The organism is Stenotrophomonas sp. 80084_Sma, from assembly GCF_056481995.1.
This window is the reverse complement of record NZ_CM151177.1, coordinates 351,839-371,452: the sequence shown is the minus strand read 5'-3', so window position 1 is coordinate 371,452 and position 19,614 is coordinate 351,839. Positions and strand designations below refer to the sequence as shown.

21 protein-coding genes are annotated in these 19,614 nt (G+C 66.2%); 8 read left to right on the top strand and 13 right to left on the bottom strand.

The annotated features are described in order from the left end of the window. Positions 1 to 88: 88 nt before the first annotated feature. The 3 genes from ACZK3W_RS01675 to folB all read right to left on the bottom strand — a co-directional run bounded on the left by ACZK3W_RS01675 (position 89) and on the right by folB (position 4,079). The gene (locus ACZK3W_RS01675; RefSeq protein WP_478450338.1) at positions 89 to 2,263 is read right to left on the bottom strand and encodes a glycoside hydrolase family 3 N-terminal domain-containing protein; all 2,175 of its coding nucleotides are present in this window, start codon (positions 2,261 to 2,263) and stop codon (positions 89 to 91) included. Positions 2,264 to 2,391: 128 nt separating this feature from the next. Then, complete coding sequence (locus tag ACZK3W_RS01670; RefSeq protein WP_478450337.1) at positions 2,392 to 3,663, bottom strand: mechanosensitive ion channel family protein; 1,272 nt, start codon at positions 3,661 to 3,663, stop codon at positions 2,392 to 2,394. A gap of 62 nt (positions 3,664 to 3,725) precedes the next feature. Next, the gene (gene folB / locus ACZK3W_RS01665) at positions 3,726 to 4,079 is read right to left on the bottom strand and encodes a dihydroneopterin aldolase (protein WP_025878255.1); all 354 of its coding nucleotides are present in this window, start codon (positions 4,077 to 4,079) and stop codon (positions 3,726 to 3,728) included. Between the two features lie 515 nt (positions 4,080 to 4,594). Here folB and ACZK3W_RS01660 point away from each other — a divergent pair. After that, positions 4,595 to 5,248, top strand: coding sequence for a hypothetical protein (locus ACZK3W_RS01660; protein WP_032130383.1), 654 nt, complete (start codon positions 4,595 to 4,597; stop codon positions 5,246 to 5,248). A gap of 41 nt (positions 5,249 to 5,289) precedes the next feature. Here the strand turns inward: ACZK3W_RS01660 and tsaD are convergent, their stop codons facing one another. Next, positions 5,290 to 6,315, bottom strand: a complete 1,026-nt coding sequence (gene tsaD / locus ACZK3W_RS01655; RefSeq protein WP_134968963.1) for a tRNA (adenosine(37)-N6)-threonylcarbamoyltransferase complex transferase subunit TsaD — start codon at positions 6,313 to 6,315, stop codon at positions 5,290 to 5,292. A 166-nt stretch (positions 6,316 to 6,481) separates the two neighbouring features. Between tsaD and rpsU the strand changes: the two genes are divergently transcribed. From rpsU to ACZK3W_RS01625, 6 genes are all read left to right on the top strand, one after another. Then, positions 6,482 to 6,697, top strand: coding sequence for a 30S ribosomal protein S21 (gene rpsU, locus ACZK3W_RS01650; protein ID WP_002808376.1), 216 nt, complete (start codon positions 6,482 to 6,484; stop codon positions 6,695 to 6,697). Between the two features lie 133 nt (positions 6,698 to 6,830). After that, positions 6,831 to 7,274, top strand: a complete 444-nt coding sequence (locus tag ACZK3W_RS01645; RefSeq protein ID WP_004153909.1) for a GatB/YqeY domain-containing protein — start codon at positions 6,831 to 6,833, stop codon at positions 7,272 to 7,274. A 103-nt stretch (positions 7,275 to 7,377) separates the two neighbouring features. Then, entirely contained in the window at positions 7,378 to 8,322 is a 945-nt protein-coding gene (locus ACZK3W_RS01640; protein WP_125895677.1) for a YihY/virulence factor BrkB family protein, read from the top strand. 59 nt (positions 8,323 to 8,381) lie between these two features. Beyond that, positions 8,382 to 10,121, top strand: coding sequence for a DNA primase (gene dnaG / locus ACZK3W_RS01635; protein WP_478450336.1), 1,740 nt, complete (start codon positions 8,382 to 8,384; stop codon positions 10,119 to 10,121). Between the two features lie 28 nt (positions 10,122 to 10,149). Then, positions 10,150 to 10,650 carry a protein tyrosine phosphatase family protein gene (locus ACZK3W_RS01630; RefSeq protein ID WP_125895675.1) on the top strand — a complete coding sequence of 167 codons (501 nt, stop codon included), beginning with the start codon at positions 10,150 to 10,152 and terminating at the stop codon, positions 10,648 to 10,650. Positions 10,651 to 10,681: 31 nt separating this feature from the next. Further along, positions 10,682 to 11,653, top strand: coding sequence for a bile acid:sodium symporter family protein (locus ACZK3W_RS01625; RefSeq protein WP_049421191.1), 972 nt, complete (start codon positions 10,682 to 10,684; stop codon positions 11,651 to 11,653). 117 nt (positions 11,654 to 11,770) lie between these two features. Here ACZK3W_RS01625 and ACZK3W_RS01620 read toward each other — a convergent pair whose 3' ends face one another. From ACZK3W_RS01620 to ACZK3W_RS01595, 6 genes are all read right to left on the bottom strand, one after another. After that, the gene (locus tag ACZK3W_RS01620) at positions 11,771 to 12,523 is read right to left on the bottom strand and encodes a hypothetical protein (RefSeq protein ID WP_478450335.1); all 753 of its coding nucleotides are present in this window, start codon (positions 12,521 to 12,523) and stop codon (positions 11,771 to 11,773) included. A gap of 668 nt (positions 12,524 to 13,191) precedes the next feature. Next, entirely contained in the window at positions 13,192 to 13,998 is an 807-nt protein-coding gene (locus ACZK3W_RS01615; RefSeq protein ID WP_125895672.1) for a calcium-binding protein, read from the bottom strand. A gap of 152 nt (positions 13,999 to 14,150) precedes the next feature. Next, a complete protein-coding gene (cyoE, locus tag ACZK3W_RS01610; RefSeq protein WP_010484229.1) occupies positions 14,151 to 15,044 on the bottom strand; it encodes a heme o synthase in 894 nt (297 codons plus the stop codon). 4 nt (positions 15,045 to 15,048) lie between these two features. After that, positions 15,049 to 16,212, bottom strand: coding sequence for a COX15/CtaA family protein (locus ACZK3W_RS01605; protein WP_032129725.1), 1,164 nt, complete (start codon positions 16,210 to 16,212; stop codon positions 15,049 to 15,051). A 10-nt stretch (positions 16,213 to 16,222) separates the two neighbouring features. Further along, on the bottom strand, positions 16,223 to 16,792 hold the full coding sequence (locus ACZK3W_RS01600) for a hypothetical protein (protein WP_180838558.1): 570 nt from the start codon (positions 16,790 to 16,792) through the stop codon (positions 16,223 to 16,225). Positions 16,793 to 16,888: 96 nt separating this feature from the next. Next, a complete protein-coding gene (locus ACZK3W_RS01595) occupies positions 16,889 to 17,605 on the bottom strand; it encodes an SURF1 family protein (RefSeq protein ID WP_478450334.1) in 717 nt (238 codons plus the stop codon). Between the two features lie 57 nt (positions 17,606 to 17,662). On the opposite strand from ACZK3W_RS01595, the gene ACZK3W_RS01590 reads away from it, so the two are divergent. After that, positions 17,663 to 17,881 (top strand): twin transmembrane helix small protein, encoded by a 219-nt coding sequence (locus ACZK3W_RS01590; RefSeq protein WP_010484233.1) that lies wholly within the window; start codon positions 17,663 to 17,665, stop codon positions 17,879 to 17,881. Between the two features lie 20 nt (positions 17,882 to 17,901). Here ACZK3W_RS01590 and ACZK3W_RS01585 read toward each other — a convergent pair whose 3' ends face one another. Genes ACZK3W_RS01585 through ACZK3W_RS01575 form a run of 3 tightly spaced genes read right to left on the bottom strand, consistent with a single transcriptional unit; the run spans position 17,902 to position 19,612 of the window. Further along, positions 17,902 to 18,777, bottom strand: a complete 876-nt coding sequence (locus tag ACZK3W_RS01585; RefSeq protein ID WP_005412024.1) for a cytochrome c oxidase subunit 3 — start codon at positions 18,775 to 18,777, stop codon at positions 17,902 to 17,904. Between the two features lie 14 nt (positions 18,778 to 18,791). Continuing rightward, positions 18,792 to 19,382 (bottom strand): cytochrome c oxidase assembly protein, encoded by a 591-nt coding sequence (locus ACZK3W_RS01580; protein WP_032129722.1) that lies wholly within the window; start codon positions 19,380 to 19,382, stop codon positions 18,792 to 18,794. Then, positions 19,379 to 19,612 carry a hypothetical protein gene (locus ACZK3W_RS01575; RefSeq protein WP_478450333.1) on the bottom strand — a complete coding sequence of 78 codons (234 nt, stop codon included), beginning with the start codon at positions 19,610 to 19,612 and terminating at the stop codon, positions 19,379 to 19,381. Before ACZK3W_RS01575 ends, ACZK3W_RS01580 begins: the two co-directional genes overlap by 4 nt. Between the last annotated feature and the right edge of the window lie 2 nt (positions 19,613 to 19,614).

Below are 19,614 nucleotides of genomic sequence, written 5' to 3'. Positions count from 1 at the left end.
CCAGTGAGGACAACAAAAAAAGGGGACGGAGGGGATTAAGTCGTTTATGGCACAAACGACTTAATCCCCTCCGTCCCCTTTTTCTCGATCAGGCCTTCAGCAGCTCGAACTGCACCGCCTCACCGGCGGCCGAAGACGCGCACACCCACACATCGAACTGGCCCGGCTCAGCACGCAGCACGCCGTCGCGGCCGGTGAACGCCAACTGCTCGCGGGTCAGGGTGAACGCCACTTCGGTCGACTCGCCCGGCTGCAGCGCCACCTTGCGGAAGTCCTTCAGTTCGCGCACCGGACGCACGCGGCTGGCCACGCGGTCGTGGATGTACAGCTGCACCACTTCCTCGCCGGCCACGTCGCCGCTGTTGGTCAGCGTGGTGGTGATGATCAGGCTGTCGTCCCAGCCAAGCTGCGCCGCACTCAGCTGCGGCGCACCGTAGGCGAAGGTGGTGTAGCCGATGCCATGCCCGAACGGGTACAGCGGTTCATTCGGAATCTCGCGCCAGCGGGCCTTGAACTCCGACATCGTCGGCAGTTCCGGGCGGCCGGTGCGCGGGTGATTGTAGAAGTACGGCTGCTGACCAGACACCTGCGGGAAGCTGACCGGCAGGCGGCCGGACGGACTGTAGTCACCGAACAGCACATCAGCCACCGCATGGCCGGTCTGCGTGCCCAGGTACCAGGTCACCGCCACCGCCTGCGCATTACGCACGGCGCCCTGCAGGGCCAGCGCGCGACCATTGCGCAGCAGCACCACCAGCGGCTTGCCGGTCATCGCCACCGCTTCGGCCAGCGCCTGCTGTGCCGGCGGCAGGGTGATCTCCACGCGCGACTGCGCTTCACCGCTGTAACGCTGCGGTTCGCCCAGCGCCAGCACCACCACGTCGGCGCGCAGCGCGGCGGCCACGGCCGCTTCGGTACCGCCCGGAATCGCCGCTTCCAGATCGCAACCCGGCACGATTTCCAGCAGCGCTTCATCGCCGATGGCGGCGCGCACGCCGGTTTCCAGATCCACGTAGCGCTGCTTGTCGCCGAACAGCGTCCAGCAGCCTTCAATGTTCTCGCGGTCCTGCACGAACGGGCCAATCAGCGCGATCTTCTGCCCGGTCTTCTGCAGCGGCAGCACGTTGTCACGGTTGTTCAGCAGCACGATCGAACGGCGCGCGGCATCGCGCGACAGCGCGTCATGTGCGGCAATGTGCGAGGTATCGGCTTCGCGCGCCGGATCCAGCGAACGGTACGGGTCGTCGAACAGGCCGATGGTTTCCTTCAGCCACAGGATGCGGCGCACGCCTTCATCCAGCACCGCCATCGGCACCTCGCCGCTCTCGACCAGGCCCGGCAGGTGCTCGGCGTAGAAGCCGCTCTGCATGCTCAGGTCGAGGCCGGCGGTGAACGCCTTGGCGGTGGCATCGCGGTCGTCGGCGGCATAACCGTGCGCGACCAGTTCCATGTCGGCGGTGTAATCCGAGATCACCACGCCCGGGAACTTCCACTCACCGCGCAGGATGTCGGTCAGCAGTTCGGCGTTGGCGCTGGCCGGCACGCCGTTGATGTCGTTGAACGAGGACATCACTGTGATCGCGCCGGCGTCGAACGCAGCCTTGAACGGCGGCAGGTGCACGTCGCGCAGGGTCTGCGGCGAGATGTCCACCATGTTGTATTCCATGCCCGCCATCACCGCGCCATAGGCGGCGAAGTGCTTCGGCGTGGCCAGCAGCGAATCGGCAGCGCGCAGGTCGCTGCCCTGGAAGCCGCGCACGCGGGCGGCGGCGAATGCACAGCCCAGCACCACGTCCTCACCGGCACCTTCGGCACCACGGCCCCAGCGCTGGTCGCGGGCGATGTCCACCGCCGGCGCATAGGTCCAGTGCAGGCCGGCAGCGGTGGCCTCGACGGCGGTGGCACGGGCGGTGCGCTCGGCCAGCTCCGGTTCGAAGCTGGCGGCCTCGCCCAGCGGGATCGGGAACACGGTACGCATGCCGTGGATGACGTCGGCGGCCAGGATCACCGGAATGCCCAGGCGGCTCTCTTCGGTGGCGACCTGCTGGATGCGGCGGCCCAGCTCGGCGCCCACACCATTGAACAGCGAGCCGACCTTGCCCTCGCGCACCTGCTGCAGCACCTGGTCGGCATTGCGCACGTTGGCTTCCGGGTTCACGTCCGGGGCGAACGGGCGGACCATGTCCGCGAAGACACCCAGCTGGCCGACCTTTTCCTCGACGGTCATCTGGGCAATGAGGGATTCGATGCGATCGGAGGCCACCGGCAGTCCTTGATGAAAACGTTTACAAGCCCGGCATTCTAGCGATCCCGGGCGATTTGGCGAGAGGTTTCTTCATTCAGTTTCAGCCATCAGCGGGGTCCGTATGGCCCCGCCGGGGGCACCGCAGCTTACTCCGAGCCGGCCAACTGGCGCTGCCCGGCCATCAACATGGCGTCGCTGGAGGCCTGGAACACGCGCAGGCCGAAGGCCGGCAGGATCGCCAGCAGGTGGTCGAAGATGTCCGACTGCACCGCCTCGTACTCGCCCCAGGCGGTGCTGCGGGTGAAGCAGTACAGCTCCAGCGGGAGGCCCTCGGTGGTCGGCTGCAGCTGCCGCACCAGCAGGGTCATGTCGGTATGGATGCCCGGGTGACTGCGCAGATAGCGCTCCACGTACGCACGGAAGGTGCCCAGGTTGGTCACCCGGCGGCTGTTGACCTCGGCCACGCCCTGCTCGCGCAGGCGCCCGTTCCACTGGCCCAGCTCCTGCTCCTTGGCCTGCAGGTAGTCGCGCAGCAGCGCGAATTCGCCGAGGAAGGCCAGATCACCCTCGTCCAGGAAACCGACGCTGTGCTGGTCCAGGTACAGCGCGCGCTTGATCCGGCGGCCACCGGCCTCCTGCATGCCGCGCCAGTTCTTGAACGACTCGGTCACCAGCTTCTTGGTCGGGATGGTGGTGATGGTCTTGTCGAAGTTCTGCACCGTGACGGTGTGCAGCGCGATATCGATGACGTCACCATCGGCGTTCTGGCTGGGCATCTCGATCCAGTCGCCGATGCGCACGCGGCCATCGCCACTGATCTGCACGCTGGCCACCAGCGACAGAATGGTGTCCTGGAAAATCAGCATCAGCACTGCGGTGGCCGCGCCCAGGCCGGTCACCAGCGGGCCCAGCTTCACCCCCAGCAGGGTCGCAATGATGGACAAGCCGGCGGCCACGAACACCACGATCTTGACCACCTGCAGGTAGCCCTTGATCGGCTTGTTGCGCGCATCGGGCTTGCGCTCGTACAGGCTGTTGGCCGCGTCCAGCGCATGTGAGAACGCCATCGACACCGTCAGTACGGCCCATACGATGCACAGCTTGATGATGACGTTGACCAGGCCGGGTGGCAGGTCGGGAATGAGGGAGATGCCCGAGGCGATCACCTGGCTGGGCACCACGTTGGACAGGCGCGAAATGACCCGCATCAAGTGGCTGCCGCGCCCGGACTCGGCGCCGGGCAGGCGCTGCAGCAGGCGCCGCAGGCCGCGCACGAGAATGCGCTTGGTCACCCAGTTGGCCAGGCCCGCTGCGACCAGCAGCGCCGTGATCATCAACGCCAGGTAGGCGCCGGGATAGGGTTCCAGTGTGTTCTGCAGCTTTTCCAGCCACTGTACCGCCACCACCGCGTCCACCATCAGTTGTCTCCTTGCGTTGTCGTTGTTGTTGGGGGTGCCGGCCAGCGGCCGGCACTACCGGATCAGTCCCGCGAGCGCTCGATGATCACGCCCACCGCGCGCGCGCCACGCACCGCGCCCGGCTTGCTCAGTTTCAGACGCAGCCACTTCACGTCGAATTCGTCCAGCACGATCTGTGCGCAGCGCTCGGCCAGGGTTTCGACCAGGCCGAATTCCGACTCGCGCACGAACTGCTCCAGGCGCTTGCTCACCGCCTTGTAGTTCAGGGTATGGGCGATGTCGTCGGAGGCCGCGGGACGACGGTTGTCAAAGCCCATTTCCAGGTCGAACACCAGGTCCTGGCGGATCCGTCGTTCCCAATCGTAGATACCGATCAGGGCGTCGATCGTCAGCCCCTCGATGAAAACCTTGTCCATTGCGCTTAACCAGCCCGAATACAGGGGGCCATGGTAACGGCACGACGGTGAGCCTGCCCGGAACGGGCGGTGGGTGGCCGGCAGGAATGCGGCACTGGGAAAAACAAAGAGCCCCGCTAGCAGGGCCCTCTGGTACTACCGCTTGTCCCCGGGGGGAGCTGTTGAACAGCCGCGAGTCCCGGTGGCGCAGGCGTCGAAATTGAAGCGGGTGAGGTCTGCGGATCAAGAGGCGATTCCGACTATACCCGCATTTCCAAAAAACAAAGGGCCCTGCTAGCGGGGCCCTTTGGTACCTCTCAACGTCCTCGGGGGGAGCTGGAATCCAGCCGCGAGTCCCGAAGCACACGATGCAGATCATGACGTTCATTCCCTCGACGGTCCAGAGTCAATCGCGACATGCTGGAGGAAGCCAAGGGCAATACAGGAATTCTGCTGCCTGACGCGGCGGCATTGCCCGATATCACGCCAGCGGCAACCAGCGCAGGCTGATGATCCGCCATGTGGTCCCGCATTTGATGAGAGAGCAACGAATCCTGCAGGCAGCGCTGTCACGCCCACGGTGGGCGACGTACAAACGTATCGCGGACCGGCACTCTTTGGATGCCGCCTCGCTTTACGTATGGAACATGCAGATGTGCGGCGCGCTGCTATCCCCCCTGCACGTCTGTGAAATCGTAATCCGCAACGCGGTGGCCGCGGCGCTGGCGCATGCCTTTGGGCCGCGCTGGCCCTGGCATCCTGCACTGCTGCAGCGGATGCCAGCAGATGGCGCGTTGTCGGCCTTGCAGGATCTCCATAGACAGGCTGGTCGTCGGATGGACACTCAGGAGATCATCGCCAGCCTTCGCTTCGCGTTCTGGCAGCAGCTTTTCACGCGGCGCTTCGAGGGAGCCATCTGGACGCGGGGCTTGAAGATTGCGTTGCCGAACGCGCCACAGAATGCTCTCAGCGTCGTCCGCACGAGCATCCACGCAGACATCGGACGCATCCGCCTCCTGCGCAATCGGATCGCCCACCACGAACCCATCCTGGAACGCGACATCGGTGCCGACCTGGCTGCGATCGGGCGGCTGATCCATGCGCGCTGCCCGCATACGCTGGGCTGGTTGCAACGCCATGAGCGGGCAACGACGGTATTAGCGGCGTCGCCGTTGGCAGGGCGTCCGTAATGCGTCCGCCGGGTATGGCCCGGCGCTACCGGTTCCGGGGCTTACACCGCAGGCAGGGTCGCCATGTCCCAGCGGGGGGTGACGTCCACCTTCGGCGGGCTGTGCTGGCCGGCCTGCAGCCGCAGCGCGCCGGCGAAGGCGATCATCGCGCCGTTGTCGGTGCACAGTGCCGGCCGCGGGAAACAGGCCCGTCCGCCGAGGCGCTCGGCCATCTGCTGCAGGCGTGCGCGCAGGCGCTTGTTGGCGCCGACGCCGCCAGCCACCACGATCACGTTGGTGCCGGCCGCTTCCAGCGCGCGCTCGCATTTGATCGACAGAGTCTCGACCACGGCGTCTTCGAAGCCCCGAGCGATGTCGGCGCGGGTCTGTTCGCTCTGGTCACTGTCGCGCCAGGCCATCAGGACCTGGGTCTTCAGGCCGGAGAAGCTGAAATCCAGCCCCGGGCGGTCGGTCATCGGCCGCGCGAAGCGGTAGGCCCCCGGCGTGCCCTGCTCGGCCAGCCTGGCCAGCTGCGGGCCGCCCGGGTACGGCAGGCCCATCAGCTTGGCGGTCTTGTCGAAGGCCTCGCCGGCCGCATCGTCCAGGGTCTCGCCCAGCAGGCGGTACTGGCCAATCGCGTCCACCGCCACCAGCTGGGTATGCCCACCGGACACCAGCAGCGCCACGAACGGCGCTTCCGGTGGGTCGTCTTCCATCAACGGCGCCAGCAGGTGGCCTTCCATATGGTGTACGCCCACTGCCGGCACCTCCAGCGCCCAGGCCAGCGACCGCGCCACGCCCGCGCCGACCAGCAGTGCCCCGACCAGGCCGGGCCCGGCCGTATAGGCCACGCCGTCGATGTCGTCCACGCCAAGGCCGGCTTCGGCCAGGGTCTGTCGCACCAGCGGCAGCAGCTTGCGGACGTGGTCGCGGCTGGCCAGTTCGGGCACCACACCACCGTATTCGGCGTGCAGGGCGATCTGGCTGTAGACCGCATGGGCGCGCAGGGCCGCGCTGCCGGCCAGGTCGGTGTCATACACCGCCACGCCGGTCTCATCACAGGAAGATTCGATGCCAAGGACTCGCATGCCTGCTATTATGACGCCCCTGCCGCCCCCTCGGGGGACGTGCAGGTCTCACTGCTTTCGAACCTCTGGCCCGTATTCAGGGTTGGCCGCTTGCAGTTTGTCTATTCGCCGCTATAATGTGCGGCTCGCCGGGCGTGACCCGGTTCTACTGTGTCCCGGAGATTCCATGCCCAGCGTCAAAGTCCGCGAGAACGAGCCCTTCGAGTTTGCTCTTCGCCGCTTCAAGCGCACTTGCGAAAAGGCCGGTGTGCTGGCCGAAACCCGCAAGCGCGAGTTCTACGAAAAGCCGACCCAGGAGCGCAAGCGCAAGGCCGCCGCTGCTGTGAAGCGTCAGCTGCGCCGCTCGTCGCGCGACGTTACCAAGCGTCAGCGCCTGTACTGATCGGACGCATCTTCATTGCGATGGGCTTGCCTGTCGCGATGGAGCCGAAGCCGGCACGCGCGAGCGTCGCCGGCTTTTTGCGTTTCCGGGTTCGGGCATCCGCCCTGCCCCACCTACCACCACGAGGTTCCTCATGAGCATGAAGCAGCAGCTCACCGAAGACATGAAGGCCGCCATGAAGGCGGGCGAGAAGCACAAGCTGGGCGTGATCCGCCTGATCAACGCCGCCATCAAGCAGCGCGAAGTGGACGAGCGCATCGAGCTGGATGACACCGCCGTGATCGCCGTGCTCGACAAGATGGTCAAGCAGCGCAAGGACTCGGTCAGCCAGTTCGAAGCCGCCAACCGCGAGGACCTGGCCGAGATCGAGCGCGCCGAGATCGTGGTCATCGAAGCCTACCTGCCGGCCAAGATGGGCGAAGCCGAGATCGTCGCCGCGATCCAGGCCGCCATCGCCGAGACCGGCGCTTCCGGTCCGGCCGACATGGGCAAGCTGATGGGCGCATTGAAGCCCAAGCTCGCTGGCCAGGCCGACATGGGTCTGGTCTCCAAGCTGGTCAAGCAGCAGCTGGCGTAAGCCATTGCCGGGGTCGGATCCCTTTCGCATCGCGGAAGGGCTCTGACCCCATTGATGCACCCGCTTCACCGCACCTTCGACCCCCGGCTGCTACAACATCCCCATGGTCGAGCAATCGCACTCCCCCGCCGACACGCGTCCCCACGGCATTCCCGCACGGCTTCGCCACTACGCTGACCGCCTGCAGGACAGCTTCCCGATGGCCGTCACCAAGCGCTTCGTCGAAATCGACGTGCTGACCCAGGCCGCCTCGGTCTCCTTCTACGCCCTGCTGTCGATGGCACCGCTGCTGGTGCTGCTGCTGTGGCTGACCGCCTCGCTGTACCCACCGGCACAACAGACGTTGATCAGCCAGATCGGTTCGGTGGCCGGCAGCAGCGTGGCCAGCGTCGCCGACACCGTGCTGCACAACGCCAACAGCCAGCCCAGCGTCGGTTCATTGGCCGGGCTGTGGAGCACGCTGCTGCTGTTCATCGGCGCCACCGCCGTGTTCGCCCAGCTGCAGAACGCGCTGAACCGGATCTTCCACACCAGCGGCCAGCGTCTGGAAGGCATCAAGGCCTGGCTGCGCAAACGCGTGTTCTCGTTCGGCGTGGTGCTGGCACTGGGCTTCCTGCTGATCCTGTCGATGACCGCCACCACTGCGCTGCAGGTGGTGTTCGCGCAGCTGCCCTCGGTACTGCCGGCAATCGGCTACCTGACCTCGCTGCTGCTGTACACGCTGGCCTTCGCCTTCCTCTACCACTACCTGCCGGACCGCCGCGTGGCCTGGCGCCAGGCCTTCATCGGCGGTGCCATCACCTCGGTGCTGTTCACCCTCGGCCGCTATGGCATCGGCGTCTACATCGCCACGGTGGCCCCGGGCAGCGCCTACGGTTCGATGGGCGCGCTGGTGATCTCGCTGGTCTGGATCTACTACGCCACCGCCGTGTTCTTCGTCGGTGCGTTGATGACCGCGGTGATCGACGAACGGCAGCATGCACGGGCGCAACTGGCCAGGGCCGGGGCCGATGCGGAACAGGCCAGCCCCGGCACCGCCAGCGAGTAAACTAGGGGAACCTGCCGCCCCTGCTGCGCGCCCTGCGGCCGCGCCCCGTTCTGTTGCCCATGGCCCGTATCCCCGACGCTTTCATCGACGATCTGCTCGCCCGCTCCGACATCGTCGAGGTGGTGGGCAGCCGCGTGCCGTTGAAGCGACAGGGCAAGGAGTACGCCGCGCGCTGCCCGTTCCATGACGAGCGCTCGGCGTCGTTCACGGTCTCGCCCACCAAGCAGTTCTATCACTGCTTCGGCTGCGGCGCGCACGGCACCGCGATCAGCTTCCTGATGAACTACGACCGCCTCGAGTTCCTCGACGCGGTGGATGAGCTGGCCAAGCGCGCGGGCATGGAAGTACCGCGCAACGAGAACCCGCGCAGCCCCCAGCAGCAGGACGACAGCCGCGAGCTGTATTCGGCACTGGATGCCGCTGCCCGGTTCTTCCAGAAGAACCTGGAAGGCAGCGACAAGGCACGCAGTTACCTTGATGGGCGTGGCGTGGACGAAGAGAACCGCGCGCGCTTCCAGATCGGCTACGCCCCGGATGGGTACAGCGGGCTGCGCGATGCACTGGGCAAGGACGAGCGGCGCATGAAGCTGCTCGACCGCGCCGGCCTGTTCTCGAAGAATGACCGCGGCCACGTCTACGACAAGTTCCGCGACCGGGTGATGTTCCCGATCTTCGACCGCCGTGGCCGGGTGATCGCCTTCGGTGGCCGCGTGTTCGAGAAGGACGACGGCCCCAAGTACCTCAACTCGCCCGAAACCGCGCTGTTCCACAAGGGCCGCGAACTGTACGGCCTGTGGCAGGTGCGTCAGGCCAACCAGAAGATCGAGCGGCTGATCGTGGTCGAGGGCTACATGGACGTGGTCTCGCTGTTCCAGTTCGGTGTCACCCAGGCGGTGGCAACACTGGGTACCGCAACCACGCCGGACCATGCCGAGCTGCTGTTCCGCAACGCGCCGGACGTGTTCTTCTGCTTCGACGGCGACGCCGCCGGCCGCCGCGCCGGCTGGAAGGCGCTGGAGTCGGTGCTGCCGCGCATGAAGGACGGCCGCCAGGCCTTCTTCCTGTTCCTGCCCGATGGCGAAGACCCGGACACCATCGTGCGCAAGGAAGGCACCGAGGCCTTCAACGAGCGCCTGAAGCAGGCCACGCCGCTGTCGCAGTTCTTCTTCGATGAACTGACCCGCGAGATCAACCTGGGCACGCTGGACGGCAAGGCGCGCCTGGCCGAACGCGCAAAGCCGATGCTGGCGCAGATTCCCGACGGTGCCTTCGGCGACCTGATGAAGCAGCAGCTGGCGCAGCTGACCGGGCTCGGCGGCAACGCCCAGGCTGCACGCACGTCGATGCCGCAACGCCAGCCTTCGCGCACGATCCAGCCAGTGGCCAGGCGCAGCCTGGTGCGCGGCGCGATCGCCGTGCTGCTGCAGCAGCCGTCGCTGGCGCTGACCCTGGGCGGCAAGCATCACTTCCAGGGCCTTCGCCTGCCTGGTGTGGAACTGCTGCTGGAGCTGCTGGGGCTGGTCGAACAGCGCCCGGACATCAGCACCGGCGCCCTGCTGGAACACTTCGACGGCCGCGAGGAACAGGCCTCGCTGCATACATTGGCCGCACAGACGCTGCCCGGCACCGAAGCCAGCTGGACCCAGGAACTGCACGACGCAGTGGCCCAGCTGGAGAAACAGCTGCTGGTGCAACGTCTGGAGGAGTTGTTGGCAAAGCAGCGCCAGCAGGGCCTGGACGATACTGACAAATACGAACTGCGCGAGCTGCTGAAGGCGCGCGCCGGACTGCGCCTGTAGCGGGCAGAACGTTTTCACGGAGAGGACCATGCTGCTGCGCCTGACCTGCCTGCTGTTGTTGTCGCTCTGCCTGCCGCTGACGGCCCTGGCCGAAGACGCGCCCCTGAACGAAGTCCGCCCCGGCCTGTATGTCGGCGGCCAGCCCAGTGCCGCGCAGCTGCAGGCCTTGGCCGCGCAGGGCGTGCGCACCGTGATCGACCTGCGCCAGTCCGACGAAGACCGCGGCTTCGATGAAATCCACGCGGCCGAATCGCTGGGCCTGCGCTATGTGCGCATTCCGGTGGCCGGCGCCGAGGGCCTGGATGCGGCCAATGTGCGCGCCGTGCACCAGGCCCTGCAGCAGAGCCAGGGGCCGGTGCTGCTGCACTGCGCCTCCGGCAACCGCGCCGGTGCCGTGCTCGGCCTGGTCAATGCCCGCTATGAACATGCCAGCCCGGAGCAGGCGCTTCAGCTCGGCCAGCGCGCCGGCCTGAAGTCGCTGGAAGCCGCCACCCGTCAGCGCCTGGCCACACCGGTCACCTCGCCCTGAACCACCCTCCGCACCAAGGACTCTGCCCACCATGACCCGCTGGTGGTCGCGCCTGCGACCGGACAACTTCACCCTCGCCCTGCTGTGCACCGTCGGCCTGGCCTCGCTGCTGCCGATGAAGGGCGCCGCCGCCATCGTGCTCGACGATGTCACCACCGTCGCCATCGCCGCGCTGTTCTTCCTGCATGGCGCGCGCCTGCCGCGCGAGTCGATCATCGGCGGCATGCTGCACTGGCGGCTGCACCTGACCATCCTGGCCTGCACCTTCATCCTGTTCCCGCTGCTGGGGCTGATGTTCAAGCCACTGTCGGGTTGGCTGCTGACTCCGGAGCTGTACCTGGGCGTGCTGTTCCTGTGCACCCTGCCGTCCACCGTGCAGTCGTCCATCGCGTTCACCTCCATGGCCCGCGGCAACGTGCCGGCAGCGGTGTGCAGCGCCTCGCTGTCGAGCATCCTCGGCGTGTTCCTGACCCCACTGCTGCTGACCGCGCTGGCCGGCACCTCCGGCGGCGTGCATGACCCACTGCACGCGATCGGCGGCATCATGCTGCAGCTGCTGGTGCCGTTCGTGGCCGGCCACCTGCTGCGGCCGTGGATTGCCGGCTGGGTGGAGAAGCAGCGCGCGCTGCTGCGCTACACCGACCAGGGCACGATCCTGCTGGTGGTGTATTCGGCGTTCGGCGAAGCGGTAACCGAAGGGTTGTGGAGCAAGACACCGCTGCTGTCGCTGCTGGCCGTGGCGGTGGTCGCCGCCGTGCTGCTGGGCATCGCCATGCCGCTGATCACCTTCATCGCGCGTCGCCTGCGCTTCAACCGCGAGGACGAGATCGCCATCGTCTTCTGCGGCTCGAAGAAGAGCCTGGCCACCGGCGTGCCGATCGCCAAGGTGCTGTTCGCCGGTGGAAGCCTCGGCGCGATCGTGCTGCCGGTGATGATCTACCACCAGATCCAGCTGATCGTCTGCGGTGTGATCGCGCAGCGGTATGCGAAGCGCGCGCCCTGATTGGGCGCGCGGGTTTTTGTAGAGAGCCCATCCACGCGCGGCGTGGATCTACCAAACCGCGGATAGCGTGAACCCGCAGTAGATCCACGCCATGCGTGGATGACGCATACGCCGCCGCTAATCCACGATGGCCGCGGCGATGTCGTGCAGCACTCGGGCGTTGCGCTCCACGTCGCTGCCCGGCTCGCCCGTGACGGTCAGACTGTAGGTCTTGCTGTCTCCCGTCCAGGCAAGCTCAACCCGAGTACGGCCGACACTATCCACAACCTTCCCGAGGTGAGCGGGCTTGCCGTCCACCACGGTGTTCTGCGCCTCCGCGATGACCTCGATCTGCATGCCCGCAGCGAGGAAGTTGTTCTCGCTGAACTCCACGATGCCGACACCCTCCAGCCGGTAGAAACGGCTCAAGCCCGAGGACTTTCCACCCTCCAACGCACCACTGGGCTCCATGCCAATCATCTCGGCTGCGCCCAGCAGGCTGCTTTCCAGCCTGCTGGGTGGCTGCGGCAGGCGCTGGCGCAGTTCTGGAGTTGAGCGGTGAGTCCGCGGCACGGCAGCCAGCATTTCGGCCTGCGTTGGGATGCTCCCTGCTGCAACCCGCACGACACCGTTGGATCGTTCGATGTCATCGCGAAGCTGCCGCTTCACTTCTCGGGGGGCATCAAGGTCTGCCAGTTTCACCATCTGGTAGCTGCCCACGCTGGCGGACGATCTTCCCATTGCCGAGGCCTCCTGCATTGCAGCCTGCATGGCGCGTTGGTGTAGCCAGCTCCCTACCGCATCGGGAGCAGGTTCATTCTGGGATGCTTGAGCTGACATCGACGTGGCCAGCGAGAATGCGATAAAGCAAAGACTCTTCATGATGCTCACCACTCCGAAAGTTGGCAATCGACCGCACTCGTGGATTGCGTAAATACGCGTCCGCCCAGCACCCATGTGTGATATCCGTGAACAACCATTCGTTCTGGATCACTGCCATCGCCTGCGTAAAATCGCCAGGAGTACAGTCCATTGTTAGGCGCACCGAAAGCATGCTTCGGCTCAATGTTCCCGAGGGGAACGTGCCTGGTTACGGCCGACCCCTGAAAATTGCGAAACTAGGGCCGTTCATAGGTCACGGATTCGTTGATGAATCCAATGCAGTTGGCCCGACTCAGTGCTTTTACTTCTGCTGCCGCATTGCCAGCCAGGCAGGTAAGCGCGGCACACAGAACGATGGGCAGAGAAACATGACATCTCATTGATTGCTCCACAGAATTGCGAGTCATCCCGCAATACCTGTGTATCTACTGTTGATGATCCGGTCTGGTGGAACAGTCGGTATCTGTGACGCCTTGCGTGCAGGAAGCTGACAGCGCGGCAAAACCCTACAGCGCGACGGCTTGGTCGATGGGCGCAGTTGCAGCCATCCCGGGCGAAACCCGACACTGGCTGCGCCGGGTTCCGTGAGAGCCCATCCACGCATGGCGTGGCTCTACTCCCACCGATGGCGTGAACCACCAGTAGATCCACGCCATGCGTGGATGGGTTGCCTGCCGTTACGGGCCCACCAGCGTGCCGACGCTCAACTCCGGCATCCACACCCACAGGTCGTACGGCCGTTTCGCATCGGCATCGACCCGCGGCGCCGTGGCCACCTGCTCTGGAAGTGACCGCGCCACGCAGCGGCCCGCGCATCTCCACGCCTGACCACGCTGCGCGCCCAACCGTACGCTGTAGATATCCAGGTCCCGCAGCTGCGACGCCATCGGGTGCATCTGCATTTCCGGCGGCATACCTTGCGGGCGCTGCAGCATGGCGTGCACGTTGCCGGTCAGCATCAGCATGCGTGCGCCAGCCGGCAGTCGCCGGTACAGCCGCCGCAGCTCGGCCGCCATGCGGTCATCGCGTGCCTGGTTGCCGCCATCGCTGTTGTCGACGTCATAGCCGACCACATCGATGGCACGACCCTGTGCCTTCAGCGCACGCAGGTCTTCGATCATCGCCAGCATGTCGCGGCTGCGGCGGCCGTCATGCTGGTCATCGCGCACGGTCCAGAACGCGCGGCCATGCAGGTGCTGGCGCGCCGCGGCCCCGCCATCGGATTCCAGATAGTCGTGCAGCGCAGGGTTCTCTGCACGCGGCAGTTCCAGGGCCAGCACGACAGGGCCGTTACGGCTGTAGTCGTCCACCAGCTGGCGTACCAGCAGCGGTGTCTCGCGGGTACCGTGAAATTCACCCAGCACCAGCAGGCGATGCTCACCGGCGTGCTGGCGGATCTGCACGGCGGTGTCGTCGGCATGCGCATTGAGGGCCATGCCGAGCGCCAGCAGCAGCGCGCTGGTCCAGCGGAAGATCGAATGCATCCCTGCGCCTTCCTTTCCTTGAGGTCAGGAACAGCAATGGCGACACAGCAACCGCGGTTCAAGTAGATCCACGCCATGCGTGGATGCGCCCACCGTCAGACCGGGTCAGAGCCCCGACGGGGATCCGCCCCCGAGTCGAGCATGGCTCGACTCTACAACCAGGGCAGGATCCAGTGGTCCACCAGCAGGAAGGCGAACAGCGCCATCAGGTAGACGATGGAGTAATAGAACATCTTCATCGAGAACAGTTCGTCCGGCGGATTGAGCATGCGCCAGGCGTACCAGAGGAACACCGCATTGAGCACGATCGCGCCGCCCAGGTAGAACGCACCGCTCATGCCCACCAGGTACGGCAGCAGACAGACCAGCGCCAGCACCACCGAATACACCATGATCTGCTTGCGGGTGTGCACCACGCCGTGGGTCACCGGCAGCATGGGGATCTCCGCCTTTGCGTAGTCCTCGCGGCGGAAGATCGCCAGCGCCCAGAAGTGCGGCGGCGTCCAGATGAAGATGATCAGCACCAGCAGCGACGAGTACGCCCAGTCCGACGAACCCTGCATGCCGGTCACCGCAGCCCAGCCCAGCATCGGCGGCATCGCGCCGGCCAGGCCACCGATGACGATGTTCTGCGAGGTCGCACGCTTCAGGTACACGGTGTAGATGACCGCGTAACCGATCAGCGAGGCGAAGGTCAGCACTGCGGTGATCAGGTTCACCCACAGCACCAGGATGACCATCGACAACACGATCAGCACGCCGGCGAACACCAGCACCTGCCACGGCTTGACCTTGCCCACCACCAGCGGACGCCACGATGTGCGCGCCATCTGCGCATCGATGTGCGCATCCAGCAGCTGGTTGATCGCCGCGGCGGCCGAAGCGGCCAGCCAGATACCGAGGAAGCCGAGCACGCCTGCGCGCACCTGCTCCCAGCTGGGCACGCCGGGGATGGCCAGGACCATGCCGACCAGGGCGGTGAAGACAATGAGGGCAACGACCTTGGGCTTGGTCAGGTCCCAGTACTGGCGGTAATTGGAAAACATGGAATCAGTCCGGAGCACGCAGGCGGGCCAGCAGGCTGACCAGCACGAACAACAGGGCAACGGCCACGCCGTTGTGGGCCACCGCCACTTCCAGCGGCAGCGCCAGCTTCACATTGAGGATGCCGAGGGTGACCTGCAGCACCAGCAGCGCGATCAACGCGCTGGCCCAGCCACGCATGCTCGGCAACCGGAACAGGCGCACGCCCAGCCACAGCAGGTAGACGGCCACCACCACCGCGAACAGGCGGTGCGCCATCTGGATGGCGATACGCGAAGCGCCATCCAGCACGCCGCCTTCGTAATCCACGCCGATGCCGCGCCACAGGGTGAAGCCTTCGACGAAGTTGTGCTGCGGCCACCACTGGTTGGCGCAGCGCGGGAAGTTGTCCAACGAGGCGCTGCCACCGCCGCAGGCCAGCGCCGCGTAATTGGCGCTGACCCAGCCCCCCAGCGCGATCTGGGTGACCAGCACCGCTACGCCGATGCGCAGCAGCCACTTCAGCTTCGGCGCCTCGGCCAGGGTGATCGGCATGTGCGTCGCGCGCCAGGCCATCCACACCAGCAGGCCGAACATCAGCATGCCACCGAGCAGATGGCCCATCACTACGATGGGTTTGAGCAGCAGGGTCACCGTCCACATGCCCAGCAAGGCCTGGAAGATCACCACCGCCAGGGTCAGCAATGCAGCGCGCGCCAGGTCGATGTTGCTCCAGCGCAGCGCGGCGATCAGCAGGATCGCCTCACCGATCAACGCCAGCACGCTGGCCGTGCCATGCCAGCCCATCATGTACAGCGGTATGCCGGCCGCCACCAGCACGCAGGCGGTCACCACCGCCGTGCTTCCGAATCGCCGCTTACGCGTGGCCAACAGGGCCAGGGTCAGGATCTCGATGCCCAGCGCGCCAGCCAGGAAGCGGTGCACCTGCTCACGCCAGGCCTTGTGGGTCTCCAGCGGGCGGATCTCCGCCGCCGGGTGGCCGATGGTCTCTTCCACGTGCTGCGGCCAGGTGGCCTGACCATAGCAGGTCGGCCAGTCCGGGCAGCTCAGGCCGGCATCGGACAGGCGCACGAACGCGCCGAACATGATCGTGCTCGCGGTCATGATCATGGCGAACCACGCCAGGCGGTGGAAATTGCGGTGCAGCGCCGGACGCGCGGAAAGGCTCATCAAACGGGACTCACTTCAGTTTCAGCAACGTGGCCATGTCCTTGCGCAGGCCACCCAGGTCGGTGCCCGGGGCATGACGCATGATCACGAAGCCGTTCGGATCGATCACGTAGACCGGCAGGCCAGCCGGATCGTCGACGCCGGGCAGGGCCGCGCGCAGTGCTGGCGACGGAGCCAGCGGCCGCAGCGCGGGCAGCGAGGCGATCGACGCCGGTGGCGTTCCCAGCCACAGGATTTCGACATTATCGGCGTTATGGCCGAACAGCTGCCACACCTTGCCCAGTCCCTGCGACAAAGTGACGCACTGCGCGTCGCAGGCATCGGCCGGCGCCACCAGCAGGCGCCAGGTACGGGCCTCGGGGTTCCAGGCGTAGGGCTGGCCGCTGGCCAGGGTCGGCGCCTGCTGGCGCAGGTCCACCGGCGGCTTCAGCAGCTGGCCGGCATTGCGGTGCCCGGTCGGTTGCCAGCCGGAGAAGCGCAGCACGGCGGCCAGTGCCATCGCCCCGAAGAACACGGCAAACAGCAGCACCAGGGTCCGGCGGCCGGAGCCGCGCGCCTGCGGGGACGTAGCAGTGTTCATGCGGGGCATTTTCTCATGGTTGGGTAAGGGATGCCGGTAGTGCCGGTCGCTGGCCGGCACCCAGGAAACCGAGGGATTGCCGGCCAGCGGCCGGCACTACCGGGCGATGGGGCGCCTCCTGCGCCATTCCAGTACCAGCGCCACCACCAGCACGGTCAGCGCCAGCCCGAACCACTGCACGGCGTAGCCCAGGTGACGCTGCGGCGGCAGCGTGTTCGGCAGCAGGTCCAGATCGCGTTCGTCGCCGAATGGCAGCACCGGATCCAGCCGCAGCACGCGGTCGGGCAATACCGGTAGGCCAAGCGCCGCCGCCAGGCCTTCGGCGGGCAAACGGCTGGCCAGCCAACGCCCGGCCTCATCGGTAGCGGAGAACGCCGGGCCCAGTGCCAGTCCCGCCGACGGCGGCGGCGCCAATAACCCACGCACCGCCACCGGCGAAGGCGGTGCCGGCACATCCGGCAGCGTGCGATCCGGCGGCAGCGCGCGCCAGCCGAGGTCGACCAGCAGCACGCTGCCTCCGTCACTGCGGAACGGACGATAGATCTTCACCCCGGCGCGACCATGCCGGGTCTGGTTGTCCAGCAGCACCAGGCCGGGCAGGAAGCGGCCGTGGTCGGCCACGCCGTGCAACGCGCCGGGCGCCGCCAGAGCCTGCGCCAGTGGCAGCGCCTGTGCCACGGCTGGACCTTGTGCATCCAACATTGCCTGTTTGGCATGCATGCGCTGCAGCTGCCACAGCCCCAACGCGGTGAAAGCAGCCATCGCCAGCAGCGCCAACAGCCAGCCGATCAGGCGCGTGTGCTGGCGCATCATGACAAGTCCGCGCAAACGCGGTCAGATAGGCCCATCCACCCTGCCCTCGAGCCGCGCATGAGTGATTCGCTGAAGACCCTGCTGGTAATCGCGTTTCTGATCGTCATCGTCTGGAATCTGGGCGCCGGCCTGTATTACCTGCTGGTCGACCGCGGCCAGACCAAGCGCACGGTCAACGCACTGACACGCCGCATCGGGGTGTCGGTGGCCTTGATCGTACTGGTGATCGTGAGCATCTACATGGGCTGGATCAAACCGCACGGCATCGGCGGCTGAGGCCACCGATACGTGCGCGGTCAAAGCACGTAGACGAACATGAAGAGCATCAGCCACACCACGTCGACGAAGTGCCAGTACCACGCGGCGGCTTCGAAACCGAAATGGTTGTCGCGGGTGAAGTGCCCCTTGGCCGAACGCAGCCACATCACGATCAGCATGATCGTGCCCAGCAGCACGTGCGCGCCGTGGAAGCCGGTCAGCATGAAGAACGTTGAACCGTAGATGCCCGAACCGAGCGTCAGGTTCAGTTCCTTGTATGCGTGGATGTACTCCTCCGCCTGCAGGGTCAGGAAGCCGAGGCCGAGCACCACGGTCAGGCCCAGCCAGATCAGCAGCTGGCGACGGTTGCCCGCCTTCAGCGCGTGATGGGCAATGGTCAGGGTCACGCCGGAGGTCAGCAGGATCAGCGTGTTGATCAGCGGCAGGCCCCAGGCCGGAATGGTCTGGAACGCGCCACCGATCGCCGCCGGGCCATTGGTCGGCCATCCGGCGGAATAGCCCTGCCAGAGCAGCTCGTTGGTCATCACCCCGCGGCCTTCGCCGCTGAGCCACGACAGGCCCAGGTTGCGGGTGTAGAACAGCGCGCCGAAGAACGCACCGAAGAACATCACTTCGGAGAAGATGAACCAGATCATCCCCATCCGGAACGAGCCATCGACCTGATGGTTGTAGTTGCCGGCCTGCGATTCGCGCACCACGTCGCTGAACCACCAGAACAGGGTCAGCACCAGCATCGCGATGCCGATGTAGAACGTCCAGCGTCCCCAGCTGGCATCGTTGAGCCAGCTGGCCACACCGACCATGGTCACCATCATCGCGATGGAACCCACGAACGGCCATTTGCTCTGGGCCGGGACGAAGTACACGTTGGCGTCGGTCGGTGTCTGGGCCATGTCGGTATCCGGGGTCAGGGTGCGGCGTGCGCGCCTTCCGAGGTGGCGGCCGGAGCCAGCCGATCGGACAGCGCGTCGTTGCGGTAGAAGGTGTAGGACAGCGTGATCGTCTTGATCTCCGGTGGCAGGTCCGGATCGACGATGAAGCGCACCGGCATGTCGCGCTTCTCGCCGGCCTGCAGCGTCTGCGCGGTGAAACAGAAGCACTCGGTCTTGCTGAAGAAGCCCGACGCACGCGCCGGCGCCACCGAAGGCACCGCGCTGCCGACCACTGCCTGCTGGCTGTCATTGCGGGCGAAGTACAGCGCTTCGTTGAGTTCGCCGGGCACCACGTCCATGGTCAGCTGCTCGGGATGGAACGACCATGGCAGCCGTGAGTTGACCCCGCCATCGAATTCCACGCGCACGGTGCGCTTGCCGGTCACGGCGCCGGTACTGGCCTCGCTGCCGGGACCGCGCTCCAGGCGCACGCCGAATACCTTTTCGCAGGCGATGCGGTACAGCGGCACCAGCGAGAACGTGAGCAGGAACACCGCCACCGCCACGCCGATCAGGCGCGGCAGCCCCGCACTGCGTGACGGTGTGCTGGCCGGCGCCTCGCTCATCGGCCGATCACCCCGCTGAGGATGAAGCCGACGTAGACCAGCACGGCGATGGCGCCGACCCACATCGCCGTGCGCCTGGCGCGCTGGCGTTGCTGGTCGATGCTTCCACCCTGGTAGAGCCGACCGCTGGTCGGCTGCTTTTCGTCAGTCGAGCATGGCTCGACTCTACCCAAGGCATCAGCCGAGCATGGCTCGACTCTACCGATCGGGAGCGGGCTTTCGTTATGCATGC

Bases quoted from the DNA above. Each gene is read 5' to 3' on its own strand.
- ACZK3W_RS01660 (WP_032130383.1), top strand. From the start codon at position 4,595: ATGAGAGAGCAACGAATCCTGCAGGCAGCGCTGTCACGCCCACGGTGG.
- ACZK3W_RS01605 (WP_032129725.1), bottom strand. From the start codon at position 16,212: ATGAGCCTTTCCGCGCGTCCGGCGCTGCACCGCAATTTCCACCGCCTG.
- dnaG (WP_478450336.1), top strand. From the start codon at position 8,382: ATGGCCCGTATCCCCGACGCTTTCATCGACGATCTGCTCGCCCGCTCC.
- cyoE (WP_010484229.1), bottom strand. From the start codon at position 15,044: ATGTTTTCCAATTACCGCCAGTACTGGGACCTGACCAAGCCCAAGGTC.
- ACZK3W_RS01645 (WP_004153909.1), top strand. From the start codon at position 6,831: ATGAGCATGAAGCAGCAGCTCACCGAAGACATGAAGGCCGCCATGAAG.
- ACZK3W_RS01600 (WP_180838558.1), bottom strand. From the start codon at position 16,792: ATGAACACTGCTACGTCCCCGCAGGCGCGCGGCTCCGGCCGCCGGACC.
- ACZK3W_RS01615 (WP_125895672.1), bottom strand. From the start codon at position 13,998: ATGCATTCGATCTTCCGCTGGACCAGCGCGCTGCTGCTGGCGCTCGGC.
- ACZK3W_RS01595 (WP_478450334.1), bottom strand. From the start codon at position 17,605: ATGATGCGCCAGCACACGCGCCTGATCGGCTGGCTGTTGGCGCTGCTG.
- ACZK3W_RS01575 (WP_478450333.1), bottom strand. From the start codon at position 19,612: ATGCATAACGAAAGCCCGCTCCCGATCGGTAGAGTCGAGCCATGCTCG.
- ACZK3W_RS01585 (WP_005412024.1), bottom strand. From the start codon at position 18,777: ATGGCCCAGACACCGACCGACGCCAACGTGTACTTCGTCCCGGCCCAG.
- ACZK3W_RS01590 (WP_010484233.1), top strand. From the start codon at position 17,663: ATGAGTGATTCGCTGAAGACCCTGCTGGTAATCGCGTTTCTGATCGTC.
- folB (WP_025878255.1), bottom strand. From the start codon at position 4,079: ATGGACAAGGTTTTCATCGAGGGGCTGACGATCGACGCCCTGATCGGT.
- ACZK3W_RS01630 (WP_125895675.1), top strand. From the start codon at position 10,150: ATGCTGCTGCGCCTGACCTGCCTGCTGTTGTTGTCGCTCTGCCTGCCG.
- ACZK3W_RS01625 (WP_049421191.1), top strand. From the start codon at position 10,682: ATGACCCGCTGGTGGTCGCGCCTGCGACCGGACAACTTCACCCTCGCC.
- ACZK3W_RS01640 (WP_125895677.1), top strand. From the start codon at position 7,378: ATGGTCGAGCAATCGCACTCCCCCGCCGACACGCGTCCCCACGGCATT.
- rpsU (WP_002808376.1), top strand. From the start codon at position 6,482: ATGCCCAGCGTCAAAGTCCGCGAGAACGAGCCCTTCGAGTTTGCTCTT.
- tsaD (WP_134968963.1), bottom strand. From the start codon at position 6,315: ATGCGAGTCCTTGGCATCGAATCTTCCTGTGATGAGACCGGCGTGGCG.
- ACZK3W_RS01670 (WP_478450337.1), bottom strand. From the start codon at position 3,663: ATGGTGGACGCGGTGGTGGCGGTACAGTGGCTGGAAAAGCTGCAGAAC.
- ACZK3W_RS01580 (WP_032129722.1), bottom strand. From the start codon at position 19,382: ATGAGCGAGGCGCCGGCCAGCACACCGTCACGCAGTGCGGGGCTGCCG.